22 protein-coding genes are annotated in these 22836 nt (G+C 41.8%); 10 read left to right on the top strand and 12 right to left on the bottom strand.

Annotated features, from left to right (window positions below; genetic code table 11):
* Positions 1-2: 2 nt before the first annotated feature.
* Positions 3-1097 (bottom strand): efflux RND transporter periplasmic adaptor subunit, encoded by a 1095-nt coding sequence (locus tag AC1HJP_RS04385; RefSeq protein ID WP_480360562.1) that lies wholly within the window; start codon positions 1095-1097, stop codon positions 3-5.
* Positions 1098-1270: 173 nt separating this feature from the next.
* Here AC1HJP_RS04385 and AC1HJP_RS04380 point away from each other — a divergent pair, with 173 nt between their 5' ends.
* Positions 1271-1882, top strand: coding sequence for a TetR/AcrR family transcriptional regulator (locus AC1HJP_RS04380; protein ID WP_480360560.1), 612 nt, complete (start codon positions 1271-1273; stop codon positions 1880-1882).
* Between the two features lie 85 nt (positions 1883-1967).
* On the opposite strand, the gene AC1HJP_RS04375 is transcribed toward AC1HJP_RS04380, so the two are convergent.
* Genes AC1HJP_RS04375 through AC1HJP_RS04365 form a run of 3 tightly spaced genes read right to left on the bottom strand, consistent with a single transcriptional unit; the run spans position 1968 to position 3489 of the window.
* Positions 1968-2339 (bottom strand): cupin domain-containing protein, encoded by a 372-nt coding sequence (locus tag AC1HJP_RS04375; protein ID WP_480360559.1) that lies wholly within the window; start codon positions 2337-2339, stop codon positions 1968-1970.
* Positions 2340-2343: 4 nt separating this feature from the next.
* A complete protein-coding gene (locus tag AC1HJP_RS04370; protein ID WP_480360557.1) occupies positions 2344-2886 on the bottom strand; it encodes a peroxiredoxin-like family protein in 543 nt (180 codons plus the stop codon).
* A gap of 21 nt (positions 2887-2907) precedes the next feature.
* Entirely contained in the window at positions 2908-3489 is a 582-nt protein-coding gene (locus AC1HJP_RS04365) for an NAD(P)H-dependent oxidoreductase (RefSeq protein ID WP_480360555.1), read from the bottom strand.
* 107 nt (positions 3490-3596) lie between these two features.
* Here AC1HJP_RS04365 and AC1HJP_RS04360 point away from each other — a divergent pair, with 107 nt between their 5' ends.
* Positions 3597-3962 (top strand): winged helix-turn-helix transcriptional regulator, encoded by a 366-nt coding sequence (locus tag AC1HJP_RS04360; RefSeq protein WP_138559217.1) that lies wholly within the window; start codon positions 3597-3599, stop codon positions 3960-3962.
* A 39-nt stretch (positions 3963-4001) separates the two neighbouring features.
* On the opposite strand, the gene AC1HJP_RS04355 is transcribed toward AC1HJP_RS04360, so the two are convergent.
* Entirely contained in the window at positions 4002-4910 is a 909-nt protein-coding gene (locus AC1HJP_RS04355) for a LysR family transcriptional regulator (protein WP_480360554.1), read from the bottom strand.
* 97 nt (positions 4911-5007) lie between these two features.
* Here AC1HJP_RS04355 and AC1HJP_RS04350 point away from each other — a divergent pair, with 97 nt between their 5' ends.
* Together AC1HJP_RS04350 and AC1HJP_RS04345 are read left to right on the top strand one after the other, a co-directional pair.
* Positions 5008-6336 (top strand): aldehyde dehydrogenase family protein, encoded by a 1329-nt coding sequence (locus AC1HJP_RS04350; protein WP_480360553.1) that lies wholly within the window; start codon positions 5008-5010, stop codon positions 6334-6336.
* Positions 6337-6339: 3 nt separating this feature from the next.
* Complete coding sequence (locus tag AC1HJP_RS04345) at positions 6340-7110, top strand: 2OG-Fe(II) oxygenase family protein (RefSeq protein ID WP_480360552.1); 771 nt, start codon at positions 6340-6342, stop codon at positions 7108-7110.
* A 78-nt stretch (positions 7111-7188) separates the two neighbouring features.
* On the opposite strand, the gene AC1HJP_RS04340 is transcribed toward AC1HJP_RS04345, so the two are convergent.
* Positions 7189-7668 (bottom strand): Lrp/AsnC family transcriptional regulator, encoded by a 480-nt coding sequence (locus tag AC1HJP_RS04340; protein WP_480360551.1) that lies wholly within the window; start codon positions 7666-7668, stop codon positions 7189-7191.
* Positions 7669-7791: 123 nt separating this feature from the next.
* Between AC1HJP_RS04340 and AC1HJP_RS04335 the strand changes: the two genes are divergently transcribed.
* On the top strand, positions 7792-8388 hold the full coding sequence (locus AC1HJP_RS04335) for an OsmC-related (seleno)protein (protein ID WP_480360550.1): 597 nt from the start codon (positions 7792-7794) through the stop codon (positions 8386-8388).
* 77 nt (positions 8389-8465) lie between these two features.
* Here AC1HJP_RS04335 and AC1HJP_RS04330 read toward each other — a convergent pair whose 3' ends face one another.
* Positions 8466-9278 (bottom strand): enoyl-CoA hydratase/isomerase family protein, encoded by an 813-nt coding sequence (locus AC1HJP_RS04330; RefSeq protein WP_480360549.1) that lies wholly within the window; start codon positions 9276-9278, stop codon positions 8466-8468.
* A gap of 132 nt (positions 9279-9410) precedes the next feature.
* On the opposite strand from AC1HJP_RS04330, the gene AC1HJP_RS04325 reads away from it, so the two are divergent.
* Positions 9411-10364 (top strand): LysR family transcriptional regulator, encoded by a 954-nt coding sequence (locus AC1HJP_RS04325; protein WP_480360548.1) that lies wholly within the window; start codon positions 9411-9413, stop codon positions 10362-10364.
* A 196-nt stretch (positions 10365-10560) separates the two neighbouring features.
* Here AC1HJP_RS04325 and AC1HJP_RS04320 read toward each other — a convergent pair whose 3' ends face one another.
* From AC1HJP_RS04320 to AC1HJP_RS04305, 4 genes are all read right to left on the bottom strand, one after another.
* Positions 10561-12021, bottom strand: a complete 1461-nt coding sequence (locus AC1HJP_RS04320; RefSeq protein WP_480360547.1) for an amidase family protein — start codon at positions 12019-12021, stop codon at positions 10561-10563.
* 243 nt (positions 12022-12264) lie between these two features.
* Positions 12265-12897, bottom strand: coding sequence for a penicillin-insensitive murein endopeptidase (locus AC1HJP_RS04315; RefSeq protein ID WP_480360546.1), 633 nt, complete (start codon positions 12895-12897; stop codon positions 12265-12267).
* Between the two features lie 153 nt (positions 12898-13050).
* Positions 13051-13926 (bottom strand): LysR family transcriptional regulator, encoded by an 876-nt coding sequence (locus tag AC1HJP_RS04310; RefSeq protein WP_480360545.1) that lies wholly within the window; start codon positions 13924-13926, stop codon positions 13051-13053.
* 237 nt (positions 13927-14163) lie between these two features.
* On the bottom strand, positions 14164-14733 hold the full coding sequence (locus tag AC1HJP_RS04305; RefSeq protein WP_480360544.1) for a hypothetical protein: 570 nt from the start codon (positions 14731-14733) through the stop codon (positions 14164-14166).
* Positions 14734-15026: 293 nt separating this feature from the next.
* On the opposite strand from AC1HJP_RS04305, the gene AC1HJP_RS04300 reads away from it, so the two are divergent.
* Positions 15027-16070, top strand: coding sequence for a LacI family DNA-binding transcriptional regulator (locus AC1HJP_RS04300; RefSeq protein WP_480360543.1), 1044 nt, complete (start codon positions 15027-15029; stop codon positions 16068-16070).
* Positions 16071-16142: 72 nt separating this feature from the next.
* Here AC1HJP_RS04300 and gtfA read toward each other — a convergent pair whose 3' ends face one another.
* Positions 16143-17612: a sucrose phosphorylase gene (gene gtfA, locus AC1HJP_RS04295; protein ID WP_480360542.1), complete on the bottom strand. Its 1470-nt coding sequence runs from the start codon at positions 17610-17612 to the stop codon at positions 16143-16145.
* A gap of 201 nt (positions 17613-17813) precedes the next feature.
* Between gtfA and AC1HJP_RS04290 the strand changes: the two genes are divergently transcribed.
* The 3 genes from AC1HJP_RS04290 to AC1HJP_RS04280 all read left to right on the top strand — a co-directional run bounded on the left by AC1HJP_RS04290 (position 17814) and on the right by AC1HJP_RS04280 (position 22614).
* A complete protein-coding gene (locus AC1HJP_RS04290; protein ID WP_480360541.1) occupies positions 17814-19010 on the top strand; it encodes an MFS transporter in 1197 nt (398 codons plus the stop codon).
* A 232-nt stretch (positions 19011-19242) separates the two neighbouring features.
* Positions 19243-21639, top strand: coding sequence for a TonB-dependent receptor domain-containing protein (locus AC1HJP_RS04285; protein WP_480360540.1), 2397 nt, complete (start codon positions 19243-19245; stop codon positions 21637-21639).
* Between the two features lie 24 nt (positions 21640-21663).
* A complete protein-coding gene (locus AC1HJP_RS04280) occupies positions 21664-22614 on the top strand; it encodes a carbohydrate kinase family protein (RefSeq protein ID WP_480360539.1) in 951 nt (316 codons plus the stop codon).
* Positions 22615-22836: the final 222 nt, after the last annotated feature.

Below are 22836 nucleotides of genomic sequence, written 5' to 3'. Positions count from 1 at the left end.
GGTTATAGCTCCGCTTTATACGGTTTTACCGCTAAGCCTTCACGCATTTTCGGTGCGCCTGCTGCAACCACTAAATCATCTTTATTTAAACCTTTTGCAATGGCAGCCATATTGTTATCAATTTTAAGTACCTCGACGCTGCGTTTTTGCACGGTTGAATTGGCTTTGTCGTATGCCCAAACATGAAAGCCGTCAGCGTTACTACCTTGCAGTGCATTAAAAGGCACTAACATCACATCATCGTTTGCATTGTCTTCGAGGCTGACTTTAACAATGGCGCGAGCACCGGGTGTTAAACTGTTGTCGCTGACCTGTGCAGCAAATACTACTTTGTATGTTTGTGTGATGGGATCAGGCTGTGTGGCATGCTCTATGTAAGTAAGTTCATACTTCTTCTCTGGAGTAGAAATAATATGGGCTTCAGTTTTAACTAAACTACCTTGTTGGTAGCTGCTAAGCAGGCGCTCAGGCACATTCACGTTGAAGTAAAATAGCGAGACATCTTGCAACTTAGCGATGATGTCGCCAGCTTTTACATAGTTACCGTTTTCAACTAAACGTTCAGATACTTGTGCATTAAATGGCGCCGAAAGCGTGGTGTAACTCAAGTCTTGCTCGGCTTTACTCAGGGCGATTTCAGCCAATTCAAAGTTAGTTTTCGCATTGTCTAATTGGCTTTGAGAGGCCAAACCATTTTTAGCTGTCGCTTCAATACGTTTTAAATCTCTTGCGGCTTGGTTCAATCGCGTTTGGGCTTCTTGTACTCTTTGTTTGAAAAGGGTTGGGTCGATTTGCGCCAAAATATCACCTTCATTCGCCACAGATCCAGTTTGTAGTTTGGTATTGATAAGACGACCTGACACTTCAAAACTTAAATCTATGGTTTTAACTGCCGCAACTTCAGCAGGAAAAGTGCGGGTATATTGCTTCGCGTTGGTCATAACAGGTGAAAGTTTTACCGTTTGAACAACTTGCGTGTCTGTTTGTTGCTCGTTGGCAGGTGCGCAAGCAGTGAGGGCAGACGTCATAGCGATTGTCATAATAAATGCAGTCGTGACTTTGAGAGTCGTTAGATTAACTAAAGCATTAAGTTTCATACTGTGTAGGCTCGCCAAAAAGTTAAATTCATTTTTTTGACTTGCTTGCTGCTGAAATATCAAGCTAAAACGGCAGTTTTGCAAGTAAACTATACGGTGTAGTTTACTGGTGAAAATTGAAAAGTAAACTAATTAGTGTAAAAATAACCCAGTCAGCTATCTGAGAGTGAGTTATGAGCGAAGTTAAAAAAACACGTAGTGAGCTTAAGCGTGAAGCCATAGTGAATGGCGCAGTAGAGGCGTTTCAAAAGTATGGGGTGAGCGATACCAGCATGGACAAAGTCGCTGAAACTGCTGGCGTGTCGAAGCGTACCGTGTATAACCATTTTCAAAATAAAGAGACTTTAGTTACTGAAATAATTAAAGATATTTGGAGCCAAAACTTCGTAAACCACGACTTTCCTTACGATGCGACGACCCCTGTAAAAGCGCAACTTCATGAGCTGGTGGTGAAAGAAATTCAGTTTATGAATGACAAAAAAATGCTTGAACTTATTCGCGTTGCGATGGGGGTGTGTTTATTCAACCCAGACAAATTTGTCGATAACATTGGTGAGTTTTTCGAACAAGAAACGACAACAATCCGATGGTTAAAGTCGGCCATGCAGGATGGCAAAATCAAAGAGGCTGAGCCACGTTTAGCGCATGAGCAGTTGGTGAGCTTATTAAAAGGCCAAGCATTTTGGCCGCAAATTTTGCATCAAGCAGAGCCATTGACTGAGCAAGAGATCACTAAATTGGCTGAAGATACCATCGACTTCTTCTTGGCCTACTACGAAGTTTAAGCTAACAAATATTAAAACGCCTTTTAGCGCTCGCACTAAAAGGCATTTTTGTTTTGGTATTCAATTTATTGCCTAAAATCACATCTTAGTTAGTCTGCTTTGACTCCACAATAATCGCAATAATTTCGGTGTCGCCAACATTACTCACTTGATGTACCCACTGATCGTGCCACATAGTGTGGCCATCAGGGATATCTATGTTGAGTGATGCTTTTTCAGTTTTTATAACAGCACGGCCACCTTGTTGAAAATACACGGTTTCGGCATTGTGCTTATGAAAACGGTCACTCTCACCGGGTTTAAGTACCATTTTGAGTACCAGTACCTGTTCGTTTTCAAGCAAAACGCTGTAGTGCTCAGGTGAAGCAAGATGCGCATGTTCATAAACAGGCTTGGCTTGTACATTGAACACCAACAATAAACAAAGAAAGCAAAATTTGGTTAATTTATTAAACATAAACTTACCTGTGCATACCACGAATAGGGTAGTTATTGTCTGGGTTTCTGATCCAAGCTAAGCCATTTACGAGTGCTTGAAGTTCAGGGCGCACAAATGGATTATTTGAAATGTCGACCACTTGAATATGACCGTCAGCGTTTATTACGAACAAGCCAGGCTCAGCAAATGGGTGGTCAGTTTCTTGTGCTGAACGCGGATCAGAGATATACAAGCCAAGCGTTTTCATTTGCTCAATGCTCAAGCCATAACTTATGTCATAGCTTATCTCTAATTGCTCACAGTGTGCCTCAAGCTGCGCTTTACTATCACCAGAGACGGCAATAATATCGACGCCAATGTCGGCTAGGGCGCCTTTAAACTGCTCTAGCTGGTTGAGATAGCGAGTACATAAAGGGCAATGCTTACCACGATACACCAGCACAAGTTTCCAATCAAAACCAGCCTTTGGCTTTGCAAGATTGACTGACTCACCACTGAGTAAAGTGGCTGTGATGTCAGGAAAAACAGTGCCCGCATGGAGTTTGTTTGTGTAATCTGAGTTCATTTTATTATCCTAGAGTGAATTCTAAAAATGTGTGTTTAAATGTGCTTCAAAGCGTTTTAAATCGTTCTCAATATCAGCGTTTTTCATTACATCAAAGCAGGCAAATGTGGCCATAGGTTGCATATCAAAAAACTTAAAATTCATATGCATAGGGAATATTAAGTCATCAACTGACTTACCTTCAAAAAAGTCATTAGTGTCGTTAAATGATTCTTCAGGTGCATTAAATGTCAGTGAAAGCATGTATTTAGTGCCCGTCATTGTGCCGCCTTTGCCATAGTTGGCTTTAGGTGCTTGTTCATTTCGACCGTCACCTAAGCACAGTGCACCGCCCATACCTGCTGTGTAAACTTCATCCATATACTTTTTGAAAGACCAAGTTACGCCCATCCAATTGACCGGTGTTTGTAAGAATACATAGTCAGCCCATTGGTGGTTTTCAAGCTCTTTTTCGACGTCGATGTTGTCTTGCATCGTCACAACGCGAGTTGAATGACCCTTGCTTTGAAAAATGCTGACAGCCTTGTCTACCAAGGTTGCGTTTAACTTACCTTCAGAGAACGGGTAATACTGATGACCATTGATGATTAAAATATTGCTCATGTTTTGCTCCAGTGTGTTTGCAATTAACTTGTGGTATATTTTGGGAACCTGCCCACCTTAATCAATTAGTATACTTTTGGTAACCTAGTAAAAATGAGCGTCAAAAAATGAAAAGTCGAGTAGAAACAGATAGTAAAGGGCGAAAAAAAGTTTTAGATGCCTGTACTGAACCCTGTGCTATAGAAAAAGGCATGCGTTTAATTGGTGGTAAGTGGAAGGGCTCGATTATTTATCACTTAAAAGATGAGCCAGTGAGATTCAATGATTTGTCACGTATGTTAGGCGGCGCCACCAAGAAAATGGTCGACCAACGGCTAAAAGAGTTAGAGCAAGAAGGCATGGTGTTGCGCAAAGTCATCAGTGAACGCCCTGTTGCTGTGACCTATGAGCTCACAGAGTTTGGGCGCTCAGCCTTGAGCATTTTAGAAGCATTGCGACAGTGGTCAGAATCTCACGATATTGAATTGAATTAGCGAATGGCTTATCGAGTTCTTATTTAGCTCAAAATAGAATTAAGTTGACGCATTTTCGGGATCATAAAGCGCATTCACTTGCTTTCTTATCCAGCGGTTTAATGGATCTTGGTCTGAACGTTGGTGCCAAACTGTGATGACATCAAAAGTCGGTAGGTTTAGCTGGCAGTTTAAAACTTTTAAATTATCGTTGGGTAATAGCTTACTCGGTAGTAGGGCTATCACATCCGTTGAGGCGATACATTCTGCAGCAGCCGCAAAAAAAGGCACTGTCATGACGATGTTTCTTTTTAAGCCATGAGACTTAAAAAACGTATCTGCTGAGCCAACCAAATTCGCACGTTTTGGTGAAATGATAAGTTGTGGGTGAGAAGCGATTTCTTCTATTGTCCAAAGGTGCTCTGCTTTTGGGTGTGTTTTACTGACAACACATTGGTGTGTTTCGGTATATAAAACGTGTTTAGGATACTTGCTGGGCACAAAGCTTGGAAATGACAATACTAGGTCAATTTCAGCACTATCTAATAATTGGCTTAAGTAATCTATTTCAATATCACGCACTATTACTTTCAAATTAGGCGCTTGGGTTCTTAGTTTTGCCAGCAGGCTGGGTAAGATGACTGATTGGGCGTAATCAGTGGCACAGATGGTAAATACCCCACTGATTGAGCTGGGATCAAATTCTTTGGGTGCCACTAGTGTTTCTACTTGAGCAATAATGTTGGCAACGTCACTTTGGAGTGATAATGCATATGGGGTTGGGATGAGGCCATTGCTTTTTCTGACAAATAATCTGTCGTTGAAAGCGTGCCGTAGCTTTTTTAATTGATCGCTCACGGCTTGCTGACTTATTCCCATTTGAGCCGCGACTTTTGAGACATTGTGTTCAATGAGCAAGAAGTGCAACACTCTCAGCTGTTTTATGTCTAGATTTGCTATACCGCTCATGCTTGTATCTCATACTCGTTATTCTTGTTTCTAATTGTATCACCTGTGTCTTAACATGAAATCATCATTTGAAAAGATAGCATTCGTTAGGTGAGACATGACATTGATTTCGTATGACCCAAGTAATGGCCTTGCATTAGGTGAAGTGTCAGTAGCAGATCAAGATAAGATAAATGCAACGATAGCCCATGCAAAGTTGCAACAGTTAAGTTGGCGGCAAACGCCTATACATGAAAGAAGTCGCATTATTAGTCAGGCGTTTAAAGCCTTGATCCCATTTCAAGATGAGCTGGCAGAGTTACTTTGCAAAGAGATGGGAAAAAGTCTGGATAGAGGAACTGGCGAGGTACGAGGGGCGCTATTTTCGGGAAGCTATTATGCGGCTGAAGCAGCAAAAGCATTAGCCCCTCACACTGACGGCAGTGGTGTGCAATATCGACCTCTGGGCGTTTGCGCAGTGATCTCACCTTGGAATTATCCACTAGCAATGGCTGTGAACTTATTCGTACCAGCTCTGGTCGCTGGTAATACGGTGGTGTTTAAGCCCTCAGAAGAAACCCCATTAATTGCGGAGCGTTTTACTCGTTTACTAAATCAATATTTGCCTGAGGGTATTTTAAACATACTGCATGGCGATGGAGAGGTAGGCAGTGCGATAGTTGCTCATGAAAGTATTGATCTCATTGCATTCACAGGTTCACAAGCCGTTGGCAAGCAAATTATGGCATCAGCGGCGTCTTCACTAAAGCGATTGATCATGGAGCTCGGAGGGAATGATCCCATGATAGTGCTTGAAGATGCCAATATCAAAGCTGCAGCGCAATTTGCTGTTGCGAGCAGTTTTGAAAATGCGGGTCAAATGTGCACATCGACAGAGCGTATCTATGTGGCAGAGTCAATCTCAAGTGAATTTATACAAGAAGTTACTGCGTTGGCTTCGCAATATAGGCTTGGCAGTTGGGATGAAACACACGCAGATATTGGACCGATAATCAATGCCAAGCAAGTTAGAAAGATTCAGTCGCATATTGATGATGCATTAAGAAAAGGCGCGCATTTATTACTCGGCGGCCATACTGTTGAAGAACGATATATCGAACCGACTGTGATCAGCGGTATCACTCGTGAAATGGCCATGGAGCAGCAAGAGACATTTGGTCCTGTTGTCGCAATATCTACTTTTCAAACAATGAGTGAGGCGATAGCTCGAGCCAATGATTCTAACTATGGTTTAGGGGCCGTTGTGTTTGGCAAACAGGATGCGCAACATGTTGCTGCACAATTAGAAGCTGGCATGATTGGCATTAACAAAGGGCCTGGTGGCAATGGCGATAGCCCTTGGGTTGGTGCAAAACAGAGCGGTTTTGGTTTTCATGGCAGTGTGCAAGGGCATCGCCAATTTGCACAGATGACAGTGGTGAGTTAAGTAATGAACTATGATGATTTTTATGTTGTTGCACGTGAACAAGGTGCTGAACGCAGTGATATTCCACTTTGGGCAAATAGAGGGGAAAACCCTGCTCAGTTGGCGCTTATTCATGAAAGGCAAGTTGAATTAAACCCAATTGAAGAGGTGCCAGGCGCATTTCAGTTATTGAATGTTTTGTCTCAAGCCGAATGCCAAAGACTTATTGAGATTGCTGAATCGCTGAGTTTTAATTTAGATGCCGCTGTGTCTCTTCCTCGCTCAGTGAGACATAACTCAAGCCTCACTTGGGTCATCGACGAACAAACTGAATCATTAATCTGGGAGCGATGCGCACCGTTATTATCTCAGGGCATTGAAGCCATTTCAGGCCAACTACCTGTTGGTATCAATGCTCGATGCCGTTTTTATAAATATGGAGAAGGGGACTTCTTTAAACCACATATTGATGGTTCTTGGCCGGGCAGCAAGATCATTAATGAACAAAATATCATGAATGCATACGATGACAGATGGAGTCAGATGACATTTTTGATTTTGTTGTCAGATGACTTTAAAGGCGGTAACACACAATTTTGGGTGAATGCACAAGATGGCTCAAGGCCGGCAAAAAATGGAGAGCCTGCAAAAATCATAAATGTCAGAACACCCGCAGGTGGCGTGTTATGTTTTCCGCATGGCACACACCCTTTGCATTGCTTACATAGCTCAGAGGCAATTACTCAAGGCGTGAAATACATTATCCGTACAGACCTGTTATTCCCTATAGATTAACAGGGCATAGGCTCTAATAAGTAACATTCTCCACCAAAGCTCGTCGTCAAGCCGAGCTTTTTTCTTTAATGGTGAACATTAATCCAACTCTACAGGCAAGGCAGTGGTATGTTTCACCTGATCTAACACAAACAGGGTTTGTGCTTCTTTAATCTCAGGAAAACTTCTTAATTCTTTGAGTATGAAACGTGAGAGCTCTTTGTTTGACCGCGCAACGACTTTCATTAAGTGGTCATAGGCACCAGAGAGCGAATAGCATTCTAATATAAGCGGGTGCTCAATCACAGCCAGTTTGAATTTATCAAATGCCGCTTCATTTTTCTGGTCTATGCTCACCTGCACAAAGGCTAATACCCCAAACCCAGCTTCTTCGGCATCGAGTACAGCACTGTAGCCTTTAATGACGCCTTTCTCTTCGAGCGCTTTGGTGCGACGTAAACAAGTTGATTCAGACATATGAGTTTCTTTGGCCAGATCAACCATAGACATACGGCCGTTACTCTGTAGCTGTGAAAGGATATTTTTGTCTTGCTTCTCAAGCATGGCGGTTTCCGTCATATTTTGCCTTTAGGATGAAGAATAGCACCAAACTAGATTCAATTTTAGGCTATTTTGACGGCACCCTGCAGACAAAATGGCATAAGCTATTTTTAAACAAAAAACATGTTTAAAGAGAGCATCATGACAGAACAAAAGTTTTATCACGTAGGTGAGAGAAGCACTGAGCAACCTGCAACAACTCAATACCAACCTTCAAAATTTGCGAAAGCAAAGCACCCTGAGCCGTACCGCTTTGAAGTCAACTTAAGTGCAGATGCAGGCAATATGCAAAGTAAAACTGGTGTGGTTTCGGTGAATATTCCAGGCTTTAGCCCAGTGAAATTATATTGCGACGAGCAGCCTCCTGTAGGGGAAGATACTGCGCCGCCTCCATTGGCATTTTTCTCGGCAGGCATTGGTTTTTGCTTAATGACGCACTTGACCGATATTTTGACGGCACGAAAAATTCAGGTAGATAGCTTAAAGTTAGAGCAGCGCATTGTATTTCGTACAAACTTGGGCCACATGCGTGAGCATGGTTACATGACAGATGGCGGCTGTGATGTAGTCGAGACTCATGTGATCATCGAAAGCCCTGAGCCTGAAGAGAAAATCAAAGATCTATTGGATGAAGCTGAAAATGGCTGTATGGCACATTTTGCGCTTCGCAACCCTATTCCTTGGTCGACACGCTTAGTTTATAACGGTAAAGAAGCGATCAGTCGTTCAGGTGAATAATCTTGATTTACGACAGAACATCAGCCAATGAATAGGCTAGTGAATTAAGAGGCTAACCTCGATTAGCCTCTATGCATTTACTGACTTAATTCTGCCGCTGTATCTTGAAAGATCCCCTGAATGTCATGCGCTTCGCGTTCAGTTTGGCCACCATGCTTTAAAAATGCTTTGATGATAGTTTGCGTTTTTTGTTCTTTGGCGCGGTCTAAAAAGTATCTCAATTCTAATTCTGCACCCGCATTTTCATCAATGATTGACGTGTTGATGATGTCTTTATACATGGCAATATCTCGCAACTCCCAGTGACTAACTAGTGCGAGTAAAGGTGCTAAAAATTCATCGAGATCACACTTTGGTACAAATTGAGTAATGATGTTCAGCGTTTCCGCTTGTTGAGCAGTAAAATCAGCACCTGTGAGTAACGCTTGCAGTGCTTTGCCTTTACCTAAACGTCTTGCGAATTGAACTGCACCTTGACCACCTGTAGGTATGTTAATGTAAAGCTCTGGTTGCGCAAATGCCGCACTTTCAGTGCCATAGGCCAAGTCACAAGCCATTACAAACTCATTGCCACCTCCTCTAGCCACGCCATCAACTACTGCAATAGACAACTGCTTCATTGCTTTGATGTTTTCAATCATATGATTAAATTCGATTGATGCCGCTTGGCCACCTTGCGTGCCATTAATGACATGTAAATCTAAATGGGCGATAAAAAAAGTGTCATGAAAAGACTTAAAAACAACCACTTTGGTATCTCTGTCATCTTTTAAAGACAGCACGAATGCATTGATTTCGTTTATTAAATCACTGGTTAATATATTGATTGGCGGATTCTGAATTAAAACAGTTGCGACACCAGCTTGTTTTGTAATTGCGAGTTTAGACATGAGATGACCCTTTTACGTGTATTAAGTGGCAATTTGCCGTGTTGTTGAGCACACTTTAAGGTTTAATTTGTTATCTAAAAACAAGCTAAATTGAATTATAATGATTCCAAATGGGAACCAATTGGGTGGGTTATGGATCTGGCAAGTCGATTATTATTACTGTTGGAAGTGTCTGAATTGGGCAGTTTTGCTAAAGTCGCGGAATACCGTAATGTCAATCGTTCCGCGATTTCAAAGCAAATAACGAAGCTTGAAGAAGAGCTTGAGGTACACCTATTAAATCGCTCAACAAGGGCTATTTCCTTTACCGCTGCAGGGGTTGAGATGCTAAATCAAGCGAAGCAACTTCGCACTGTATTAAGTAACTCTAAACGCTTAGCACAGAATTATCATACCGAGCCAAGAGGGGAGTTAAAAATTGCTAGCCCAACCTTGTTTGGTCGCCAATATGTTCAGCAAGCTGTAACGATTTACCAAGAGAAATATCCTGATGTCACGATTGAGCTTTTGCTTGAAGACAGGCTAGTTGATGTGATCGGTGAAGGGTTTGATTTGGGCATTAGGATGGGAGAGCCTTTAGAGTCAAATCTAATCGCTAGAAAAATTGCACGAAATCGCTTACTGCTGTTGGCTTCTCCCGCGTACCTAGCAAAATTCGGTGAGCCAGAAAGTATTGCAGAATTAGAACAACTGCCCGCAGTGGTTTATTGCGCCCCCGGCTTAGTCATAGATAAAATTAAGTATATAGATGAAAGCGGTAAACAAGCGTTTCTTCATTTGAATACGGCTTATAAAGTGAATGAAGCCGAGTTACTGATTAAAACAGCTTTGAATGGTCGTATGCTGACAGCAGCAACCGCGCAAATGCTCGGGGACGAAGTTAAAGACGGTGAACTGATCCCAATAATGACAGGTATAGAGCTCAGTAATTACGGTAACTTCTTTGCTGTTTATCCACATAGAGATTTGGCATTAAAGACTCAGCTATTTCTAGATATACTCACTGATATTGTTGGAGCGGCAACACCGGTTTGGGAAAGTAGAATTCCAGGCTTTAATAAAATGTATGGTTTTGATGAGCCTTAAAACAGAAAAAGCGCACTGTAGGGTAGTGCGCTTAATTTCTGCGAATGGTGAAGGGGTACTAAATGCAAGGACTAGTTCTTGGTGAATGCAACACCGTTTCGACCCTTCAATATGTTTAACGCAGCTGCTATTAGAAAAGATCAGTTAATTTAAAAAAATCTTTAAGATTCTTGTTTAGCACTATGCTTTACCATTTTTATAGCTTAGGTGCGACTCGCCCCTGAGTTAATTGCTCAAGCAGCTTTGCGATTTCAAGCACTTTCATATCTTGGTCTAAATCACCAATAATACTTACAGCATAAGGCAACCCGTCTTTTAACCCCATAGGGACAGTGATGCTTGGTGAGCCAGTGACAGCGGCAATTGTTGAGCTACTACCTGTAAATTTGTCTCCATTGATAGGATCTATTTTCCATGCAGAGCCAACACTCGGTGCAATGATGGCATCGAGTTTATGTTGTTTGAATATTTCCTTTAATTGTTGCTTAGCGTATTTGTCTATCGCAGCGATAGCTTGTTTGTATTTAGCTTCATCATTTGCTTGAAGTGAGGCAAGTAAGAGCTCTTGTTTTTGATCGTTCAGTTTCTTGTTGTATTCAATTAGTTCAGGTAGTGATTTAACACTGACACCATCGCCAGTATTTGCTAAATAAGCAGTGACGCCATGATTAAACTCGTACAACAGTACATCAAATTCAGCGGGGAATATTTTGTCCATATGATTAAACTTTATATCGTTAACGATAGTTGCACCCGCTGAACCCAAGCGTTTTAAGGTGTCTTCGAATTCAGCTTTATAAGCTTGATTAAACTGGTTTATGCCCGGGATAACTCCAATGCGTTTACCTTGCAATGAATTAGTTGAAGGTGACTCTTTGTGAGCATACTCCGAGATTGCTAAATAAGTAAGCTCAGCATCAGTCACGGTTCTTGTAATAGGGCCTGCTGTATCTTGAGAATGCGCAATCGGGATGATCCCTGTTTGGGAAATATGATGAATACTCGGCTTAAAACCAACAACGCCATTGAGCGCGCTTGGGCAGTGAATTGAACCATCGGTTTCTGTACCAATACTGACTAGTGCTAGATTACTAGAGACTGCCACAGCAGAGCCAGAGCTAGAGCCGCAAGGAGTCATAGTCAGATCGTAAGGGTTCTTTACTTGACCAGCGACATGACTATAACCACTCGAGCTAGGTGAAGATTTAAAGTTTGCCCATTCACTTAAATTTGCCTTTCCTAAAATGATTGCGCCTTCTGAAAGCAATTGCTCAACAATAGGGGCATTTTTGCTTGGGTAATGATTTTGCAATGCGAGCGCCCCGGCAGTGGTTGCCATTAACTTGGTATCTATGTTGTCTTTTAGTAAAACGGGTACACCAAATAAAATGCCTTTTTTTCCATTTTCTTTGTAGCGTTTGTCTTTGTTCAAAGCTTGCTGGTAGGCGTCGGGATTGACAGTGATCACAGCGTTTAGTTGAGGGTTATGTTTTTGTATGTTGTTTAGGTAATACTGGGTAACTTCGGCAAAAGTAAACTGACCTGCTTTTACCCCTTGATGAAGCTGGTTAATTGTCAGCTCAGAAAAGTCTTTTGGTTGTGATAGCGCTGAGGCTGAAATTATTAAAGACAGTACGACCATGCAGGTTTTTATCATGAATGTATTCCTTTTAGGTATTTATTCGATGGTATCTGATGGATTTTTAAACTGCAATTGTTCTAGAAAATTTAATAAACGTATTAGCTCAATACAGTGTGTAAATAACTTTGGATAACAGCAAAAGCTATGCTTATGTCGTTATGGAATCACATACTTAAGTAAATCCACCCATCACGCATTCATAAGATGAATCAGCCAAAGATTAAAATTCAAGAAGTTGATGAGTCTAGGGAGGGAAGTTTAGGCTTTTTCATCGCATGGCACTGCAAAATCTACATGATAATGTTCATCATGCCTCACCCATGAACGTTTCTTGGAAAACTGTATATGCGTTTTAAGGTAATCCCCGTATTTGGTTTTAAATAAATTGGGTTGTAGTTTTGGATCAAAAATAACTCGCCATAAATCCAAACCGAGTTCTTTTGACGACTTGTGTAATGCAACCAGATGTGCTGAAAGCGCGTCATAATCTATTCGATATTCATCAAATTGACCTACATTATCAAACTCAATGTTATAACCAAATTTGTTAAATGGGTGGGTAGAAAGGTGTACTGATTCACCATTCTCATTTAATACAGGAGTCATGAAATCTACAGATAAACCATTTTGATGTGTTTTATGAGGTCGAAACTTTCCACCATCAACAAAACCGGTTTCTGCATACTTAAAGACCTTATTAGGTTCTAATTTTTCTAAACGAGAATAAGCATCAAGGGTGATATCTCTGACTTTTGAGTGCACGTATGTGCGCCCAGCTAACCTTGCTATTTCACTATAACCAACAAAGTTATTGCCTTCTTTTGGTAGCTGAACACCATTTTGTAAACTACCGTTTGATGTCGTGCCATAGCAAACGCTTGAACTGGCCAAAGACGAAAAGGTGCTCAAGAGAAAAATAGCGCATACTGATAGCGTTTTGAGCTTATACAAAGCAGATATAAAGAGAGTGTAGAAATCCATTTGTATGTCGTTGTTTGAAAACGTACCAATAGTTTAAACACCTAATCTGAATGCAGCTTTAATTTACCACTTTGCAAACCGCTCTAATAAAAAGTCTATGGCTAGGCGTGCCCTGAGCGGCATAAATTGCTTGTTTTGATAAACAATCCAGCTGGTTGCGCCTTTAATGCAATATGAGTCTAAAAGCGGTACCAGCTTTTGCTGTTCGATTGATTCTGTGAAGGTGCTTTCGGGCATATAGGCAATACCAAGACCTTGTTCGCAGGCTTCGCGTACCACATTGGAATTATTGCTGCGCCAGTTACCAGTGACTTTCACACTTTGTTTGGTTCCGTCGATATTAAACGCCCAGTGGTCGTTATTAGCGATAATACAGCGATGGCTTTTTAGTTGGTTAGGATGGTTTGGCGAGCCATTGGTTTTGAGATATTCAGGGCTGGCAACCACCATCATAGAGCGGCTAATTAACTTACGGGCGATGAGGTTTGAATCATTCAATTCGCCATAGCGAATGGCAAAGTCGATACCGTCTTCAACAAAATTAACCAGTCGAGAATTAAAGTCTATTTCAATATTGAGCTCTGGGTGCTGTTTAGCAAATTCCATCAGAGCAGGGGCGATGTAACTTTCGGCAAAGCCACCTGCGGCACTGACTCTGAGCGTGCCAGATAACTGATATTGCTGCTGGCTTAATTGTTCGTTGGCTTGTTGTAAGCCAGTGACGAGTTGCTTGCACTGTTGGTAGTAAAACTCGCCATTTTCAGTCAGGCTAATTTGGCGAGTGGTTCTTGCTAAAAGACGCGAGCCTAAGCGTGCTTCTAAGCGAGAAACTTGTCGGCTGACATGGCTGGTGGAGCAGTTTAACTTTTTTGCAGCCGCCGAAAAGCCACCGCTTTCGGCAACAGCCACAAACTCAAAAATGCCTTCAAAACTGTCCATCACTACTTTGCCTATGTGGTAAATATTTGCAGGTGTTATTTAACAATCACTTATCGTAAATAGCAAAGATTGGTTTAAGTGAGGTGTGTTTTACAGCTAAAATGCTTCATATAGAGTGAGCGTAATTCTAGTCTTAATAGTCCCTACATATGAACAGATTAAAGTCGATAAGCTGTTGCTCTAGCAAGGTTAGAGTAATCATATTGTAAGCTCATAAATAGGCCAAAAAATGGATGTTTACTCCACATTCAGTTCATTCTTTAAATTATTTTCAATTGAACAAACAGTGTATTTAGCCTGTTCAAATTCACCACATTGCAGCAATTCAATTATCCTTAAAGCATTTTCTTTACTTCTACCTTCAACTCGATCGATTACAGAAAGAAGTAAAGTTAAGCTTTCATCAAACCTTTCTTGCAACACCAAACCAAAACCACAAGTTAAAGAGATATTTGGGTGACGGTTAACATTTGCTCTTAGCTTAGAACAAAAATCGATTAAGTTATCTGGCTCTTCAAATGTTCTGACTTCACCTTCCAGAAAAAGCAGGAGTTTTTCAATAATTTCTCCTTTGTTACTCGTTGAATTATTAAACTTAAAATTACTTTTGTCGGCAATGCTGCTATAAAGTAAATGAAATCTATTCTCACCATCAAACAAAGGAAAATTAAAATTCCAGATTACAAAACCTGTACTTCTCTTTTCTATCAGGAAGCCTTTTATAATATGCAGATTTATCTTATAAAAATAACGTGATTTGTATGAATGAAAACCTTCAAAGACCTTATTAAAAATTTGCTTTCCCATGACTTAGCTTTATTAACTGTCTCTTAATAAAAATGTACCTCAACTCTGCACTTGAAGGAAGCATGATTCATTTTCCCTTTAAGTTGTTCTGGGTCTGTAAAAGGCTTAATTGCTTTAGTTTCAAAAGCGAAATTAGACCTAACAAGAGCACCTAAATGTACTCCTATTAAATCTTTTAATATTAATATTTTGATTGTTTTGCTTCAGTGTAGGGACTAGGTGGCTGTCTTTTAATAGGTAAATTTATTACTATCTTCACTTATAAGTATTATTTACTCAGGGTTTCAACGTTAATGACCGACAGAAAATGGACGTTAAAGAGTATCGCTGCACATTTAGGTGTGTCGAATGCCACTGTTTCAAATGCTTTTAATCGACCAGATCAGCTGTCGAAAGCAAAACGTGAAGAAATCCTCGCAGCGTGCCATGAGCTCGGTTACTTTGGGCCAAATAAAGCGGCACGTTCGTTGCGAAAAGGCACGTTCAACATTGTCGCGCTCGTGCTTCCTGACAGCGTTGAATACATGGTGTCAGATCCGGTGGCGAGCAGCTTTATGCGCGGTGTTGCCAAAGTGCTTGAACCTCAAGGTATTAATTTACTGCTTTTCTCGGGTAATGCTGAAAGCGTCAATGATATTGTCGATTTTGTTGATGGCTTTATTTGCTATGGCCGCCCTCGTAATACCAAATTAATTACTCACCTTGAAGCGCTCAGCAAGCATGTCGTGACGGTCGATTTTGAGTTAGACAACAAAGCCAGTGTCAACATCAATAATCATGAAGCCGCTTACACTGTCGCGAAACAAGCATTTACAGGTTTTGAACAGACGAATGATGATATTGAGGCAGCTATTTTAGGCCTACGCTTGCTTGATACTGAGCTTATCTGTCGTGTGTATGACCATCATTTGCCAGAACTTAATACCTCGATTGCACATCAACGTTTAGCTGGATTTCGCCAAGCTATCAATGAGTTGGGTGTCGTCATTGCGGATGATAAAACTTGGAATATACCTGAGAGTAGCGAACGTTATGCGCGCATTGCTGCAAAAGAAGCATTAAATACATCGCCTCGACCCAATGTGTTGTTATGTATGAGTGATTTAATTGCACTCGCCGCAGCGAGAGAAGCCCAAGCGCAGGGCATTAAGATCCCTGAAGAGCTTAAAATTGTAGGCTTTGACGGCATTGATGAAGCAGAGCTTTTTCAACCAGCCATTACCACCATTCACCAAAACAGTGAGAATAAAGGGCAACAAGCGGCCGAGCTGTTTATAAATAAAGAAAAGCAGCAAGTTATGCTGCCTTTCAATCTTAAGTTAGGTCAGTCGACCTAACACCTTTGGCGTAATTTCACAGATACGAAGTAGTCTGAGCTTTGGTTATGAGATTTGTATCCTGAGTTCAGGTTACTTAAGTAAATCCGCGAGATTAAAACGCTTAGCGCCTTTTCCATCAGCAAAGGTCATTTCAATTAGGTGTGTTTCAAAGTCAATTTTCAAACATGCCGTGTGTTGCTGATTTTCCCACTCCATGATTAATAAACTGTCGGCGCCTTGCAAAGAGAATGCACCATTAAAAGCTTGGCTTTCATTACGCAATTTAATGAGTTTTGACAGAGCTTTAACCACTGGTTTTTGTAATTGAATATCGACCTTTTCTGGCGTTAAGTAACTGCGGTTAATATCGCGGCCAACATTGGTGCTATCAAGTAATGCCATGTCATTATGCAATGCAAGTAAACCACCGTAATAAACCTGTGGTACACCCGGAGAGAAGAACTGAATAGCTCTTGCTGTTAAGTAGTCTAAGTCGTTGCGAGCGAGGGCATCATAATAGGTGCAGTTCACTTGGTATAAATCGACGTTACTGGCTGCTGCGCCGGTCGCTTGACGGCTTTGCGAATTGCTATTTTCATGGATCTGTTCAACTAAGTTGTCGACTTGTGCTGCATTGAGCAAACCCGGTTTTTCACCTTCAGGACCCGCATCAACAATGCCAATACCATCGTGGGTGTCGAGCACGGTCAAGCAGTTACGCGGCGCAATGGTCAGCCAAGATACTAGAGCATCTACATTTTGCGTAAACAAAGTGTGCAAGATAAGTGGTGGCAGCGCAAAGTCGTACACTCGGTCAACTTTTTCTGCAACCGCAATTTGGGTTTGATAATGGCTGTGAATTTCTGCAATTGTTTCCATGCCCATCTCATTGGCTTGTTTTGAGAGTTGTTTAATAAAAGCAAAGGCTTCATCGGTCATAAAGCAGCTGGTACCTGCGCGCTTAATGGCAAAACCTGCGGCATCTAAACGAATGATCTTCACCCCATTGTTGGCAAATAAGTTGAGTACTTTATCTAAGTAATTTTTACCCGCTTCGGTTTCAACATTTATATCAATCTGGTTGTCGGTAAAGGTCGTCCAGAAATTAACAACTTCGCCTGAAGCCAATGTTTTAGGTGTAAAACAACTGGTGGGTCGTGGTCTAAAAATAGCGGCGGCTTCTTCGTCTGTGATGCCATTTGGAAACACATCCTGCTCTTTTAAAAACATACTCCAATATTTAGATGCTGTGCCATTTTCAAGCACATCTAAAAACTCAGGAGATTGACCAGAAGCGTGGTTGACGATGAGATCAGCCATTATTTCATAGTCTTCTCCTAATGCTTTTAAGTCTGGCCAACTACCTAAGCGACTATCAATTTGTGCATGGTCAATTGGGTCAAAACCCGCATCGCTACCATCAATAGGATAGTAAAAAGGCAAAATATGTACGCCAGAGAATAGACCTACCAGCGGCCCGTCAAGCATCTGCTTTAACACTGGTAGGCCACTCCCTGTAAGCCTGTCTGCATAGGTGATCAATTGCACTTGGTTTTTCATAGTCGCACTCAATATCTCAAAGTTGATTCTTAATCGATTAAGTTATATCTTTAATCAGCAATCAAAGATATTCAAGTACTATTTACAATAAAAATTGGCTGAAGCTGGCCTGATACAGGCTAGACTTATTTAAGATCAGCCAGTTATATCAACTGAATTAACCGCTTAATAAAGTTGGTATTAATCCTTGAGGTAACCATTATGACAACACACAACTTATCGACGCTTCGCTGGTTGACCTACATGATGTTTTTCATGTTTGCGATGACCTCAGACGCGGTGGGCGTGATTATTCCAGAGCTGATCAGCGAATATAACCTGACCATGACACAAGCCAGTGCTTTTCATTATGCGCCGATGATTTGGATTGCCATTAGTGGCCTGTGCCTTGGTTTTTTAGCAGATAAAATAGGCCATAAGCCCACCATAATTATTGGCTTTTTATTATTCTCAGTGGCGTGTTTTGGTTTTGCTGTCGGCAACACATTTACGTTATTTGTCGGTCTGTTAAGTATGATAGGTCTGGCAATTGGCTTGTTTAAAACCGCGGCGCTGGCTTTACTTGGCGATCTAACGCCATCAAGTAAAGCGCATACTAAAACCATGAATACCGTAGAAGGGTTCTTTGCTGTGGGGGCCATAGTGGGTCCGGCCATTGTTAGTTATATGTTGGTTGCTGGCGTCAGTTGGAAGTACCTATATTTACTGGCAGGCGCCATGTGTGTGTTGTTATGTTTGGCGACTTTTAAGGTGTCCTTCCCAGCTAAAACAGAGAAAACAAGCAACGAGCAGGCGAGCTTTAAACAAACGCTTGCGATGTTAAAAGACAAGCATGCCCTTGGTTTTTCTGCTGCCATTGCGCTTTATGTGGCGACTGAAGTTGCAATCTATGTCTGGATGCCAACCTTGCTTAAAACCTACCAAGGTGATTGGACGTTGCTGGCGACTTATGCGTTGACCATCTTTTTTGTGCTGCGTGCTGTGGGTCGATTTATGGCTGTATGGTTGTTGAATTTATTCTCGTGGCAGAGCGTGATGCTTGCACTCAGTAGCGCGATATTTTTATGTTATTTAGCAACTTACCTGTTTGGTGTAGATGCAGCTGTGTTTACATTGCCACTGAGTGGCTTATTTATGTCGATGATTTATCCGACCCTGAACTCAAAAGGGATCTCCTGTTTTGAAAAACATCAACACGGCTCTGTCGCCGGGGTGATTTTATTCTTCACCGCGTTGTCAGCAGCGGTTGCGCCTTTATTGATGGGTATCGTCAGCGATCACTTTGGTCATATTGAATATGGCTTTGCATTGGCAACCGGCTTTGCTGCCTTACTGATGTTAGGCATGTTGTATAACTATTTTAAAGATCCAGCAAAAGCGCGTTTAGCTCACGCTTAATTTAAATCAAATCCCCTTGTCAAAGTGTTCAACTGCACCAAATCTGCCAATTTGGGTGCACCGAGTTGGACACTTTTTTGTTATCTATAACAATCACTTAATAAAATAAGCACAATAATCGAGCACTTTTTTATTGCAAATGATGACATTTTTGCTAACTTACTTAATCGATTAAGTAAGAAAATCCACATTAGTGGTGCCATACTTTAAATTGACAACAATGAGGCACATTATGAGAACACATAACCCCACTTGGTTTGCCCTAAGCGCTATCGCGTTAGCTATCAGCACTCAAGCACTGGCTGAAGAACAACAAGCAAATACCGCAAAGCCACAAAATGAATTAGAAAAGATAATTGTTACAGGTGTGCCTCAAAGTCGCACCGTGATGGCATCTAGTGTGTCAGTGAGCAGCATTTCTGCAGAGCAGATCAATGTATCAACACCTAGAACCACCGCTGAAGCATTTAGAATATTACCGGGTGTGCGCTCTGAGTCGACGGGCGGTGAAGGTAATGCAAACATTGCCGTGCGTGGCCTACCTGTGGCATCAGGTGGGGCTAAGTTTTTACAGCTTCAAGAAGACGGGCTGCCAGTTTTACAGTTTGGTGATATTGCATTTGGTAATGCTGATATCTTTTTACGTCTAGACAACACGGTACAATCTGTCGAGTCTATTCGTGGGGGCTCAGCGTCTACGGCGGCAAGTAATGCACCGGGCGGTATCATCAACTTTATTTCTAAAACAGGTGACAGCGAGTCAGGCAGTATCGCAACAACCTTTGGTTTAGATTATGACGAGTTTAGAACTGACTTCGAATTTGGTACTTACTTATCTGACAGTGTGCGCTTTCATATCGGTGGTTTTGTTCGCCAAGGTGAAGGGCCAAGAGACACAGGTTACACAGGCAATAAGGGCGGCCAGATCAAAGCTAATTTAACCAAAGAGTTTAATAACGGTTACGTGCGTTTGTATCTAAAACATTTAGACGACCGAAGCACTAGTTATTTACCAATGCCAATGCGCTCAAATGGCGACTCGTTAGCCAATTTTGACGCTTTATCTGATACACCACACTCGGCGTACTTTATTAAAACACAAGGCTTAGGCGCAAATAATGAAATTCGCCAAGGCGATATGCGTGATGGTATGCATCCACAAGTAGACAGTGTGGGCGTAGAAGCCAGTTTTGATCTCAGCAATGATTGGAAAATAGAAAACCGTTTTCGTGTTGCAAGTGTGAAAGGCTCTTTTAATTCTCCTTTCCCTGCCGAGGTTGGCAGTGCATCGAACATCGCTGCAAGTATTGCTGGAGAAGGTGCCACCTTACAATATGCAAACGGCCCACAAGCAGGTTCAGCCTTTAATGATGACACATTGATGCGTATTCACACCTTTGATGTTGAAATGCGTGATTTCGGTTCAATGGTTAATGACACCAAGTTAACTAAATCATTAAGCGATGATACGTCAGTTACATTTGGCTTTTATGCATCTGAGCAAACCATTGCCATGTCTTGGCTTTGGAACTCTTATTTAATGGAGCTTCAGGGCGATAATGCTGCGCTCGTCGATGTGTTTGCTGCTGACGGCACTGCATATTCAGAAAACGGTTTGTACGCCTATGGCACTCCAGCATGGGGCAACTGTTGTCAACGTAACTACGACACAGACTATTCAACGCGAGCGCCTTATTTGGCGGTATCTTCTCAATTTGACGATATCACCCTAGATGCAAGTGTACGTTATGACTCGGGCGAAGCCAAAGGCACGTATGCAGGTGCTGTAGTGTCACAACGAGACATTAATGGTGACGGCGTTATTTCAAAACCAGAAGAGCAAGTAGCTGGCATCGATATCGCAAACCCAAGTGCGGTGAACTATGACTGGAGCTACACCAGTTATTCAATCGGTGCGAATTATCAAATCAACCCAACACAAGCTATTTTTGGCCGTATCAGTGAAGGTGCACGTGCAAATGCTGATAGATTACTGTTTGGTAAAGTAAACGCCGACGGCAGCGTGGCCAAAGAAGATGCCATTGATGAAGTAACCCAATATGAGTTTGGTTTAAAACAGCGTTTTGAAAACGGCAGTTTATTTGCAACGGCATTTTATGCTGAAACAGAAGAGCAAAACTTTGAAGCAACCAGTCAAAAGTTCTTTGATCGCCAATACGAAGCAAAAGGCATTGAGCTAGAGGGGGTTTACTTCGTAGGGTCATTCGACTTCAGAGGTAACATGACTTGGACGGATGCAGAAATTGCCAAAGATGCATTAACACCTGAAGTAGTGGGTAACACGCCTCGTCGTCAAGCTGACTTTATCTACTCACTGATGGCGCGTTACAACATGGAGCAAGGCGCGGTTGGTTTAAGCTTTATCGGCACCACAGATGCGTATGCACAAGATAATAATGACTTAAAGTTCGATGGCTACACGCAGGTTAATGCATTTGCAAGCTATGACGTGACTGAAAACTTATCTGTCTCACTCAACATCAATAACCTGTTTGATACGGTGGGTATAACAGAAGCAGAAGAGGGCAGCGTACCAGCTAACGACATTATTCGCGCACGAAGCATTAATGGCCGTACGACGTCGTTCACATTGAACTATCAATTCTAAACCGCATATTGAGTTGGAGTTATTATGACTGAACAAACGATCATGCAGCTAACTTGCTTTGGCGAAGCATTAATGGACCTTTTACCTCACGATGGCGAAGCTTTGCTTCCCATTGTGGGTGGAGCGCCCGCCAATGCCGCTGTGGGCTTTGCCAAATTAGGTGGTCACAGTGCGTTTTTAGGTGGGCTATCGAATGATGCATTCGGGCAGATCATTGCTAAGACATTGCAACATTATGGGGTAGATACGGCACATTGTCCGGTTATCAAAGCAGCAAACACCGCGTTGGCGGTTGTTCAGCTCGATGAGCACAAAGAGCGACAATTTAGCTTTTATCGTCAACAAACGGCAGATATCAGCGTATCAATGGATGACTTTAATGAATTCGCTTGGCCGCAATCAGGTATTTACCATTTTTGTTCGAATACCTTAACGGATTCGTCGATTACAGCAACGCATATGGCGCTATTAGAGCAGGCCAAAGCACATGGGCAAATGATTAGTTTTGATGTCAATCTTAGATTAAATCTATGGCACGATTTAGCTGATTTACCTGCTCGCGTTGAAGCCTGCTTTTCGTTGTGTGACATTTTAAAATTTAGCCTAGAAGAGCTTGAATACTTAAGCCAAGCGGCGTCGCTTTCAACTGAGCAATATATTCAGCGATTATGCGCGCTGGGCGTTCAGGTAATCTTGGTGTCAGATGGCAAAAATCCGGTGCAATTGATCACGCCACAACAGACGCGCTCAATTGCAACCCCGACCATTAACGCTGTTGATACCACAGGGGCGGGAGATAGTTTAATAAGCGGCTTTTTGTTCGCTTTAGCTCAGCAGCAATTAGAGCAATCCCAGTTGAACACAAATATTGAGAAGCTGATTGATGCCGCTGAGTTTGCAGTCAAGTGTGGGGCCTATACCTGCACAAAGCTTGGCGCAATGCCGGCACTTCCGACTTACGACGAAGTGAACTAATCGCTTTCTTTGTCTAACTTATTTTGAGTAAAGGCCATTCGTTAAAGCGACTGGCCTTTTTTATTTTAGGCTTTTAAAAGAAATAAATAGAAAAGCGATCTTTCAAAGGGCAGCGGCGTATCTTATAAGCTTGAATCAATAAATTGCATTGATTGTTGCTAAATAGCAAAAGAGTTTCACTGATTTATCTAATTATCATTCATTAGGTAACAATATACAGTG

The sequence above is a fragment of the Pseudoalteromonas sp. NFXS53 genome, from assembly GCF_056629255.1.
The sequence above is the reverse complement of the archived record's forward strand: the minus strand, read 5'-3'. Positions and strand labels throughout refer to the sequence as shown.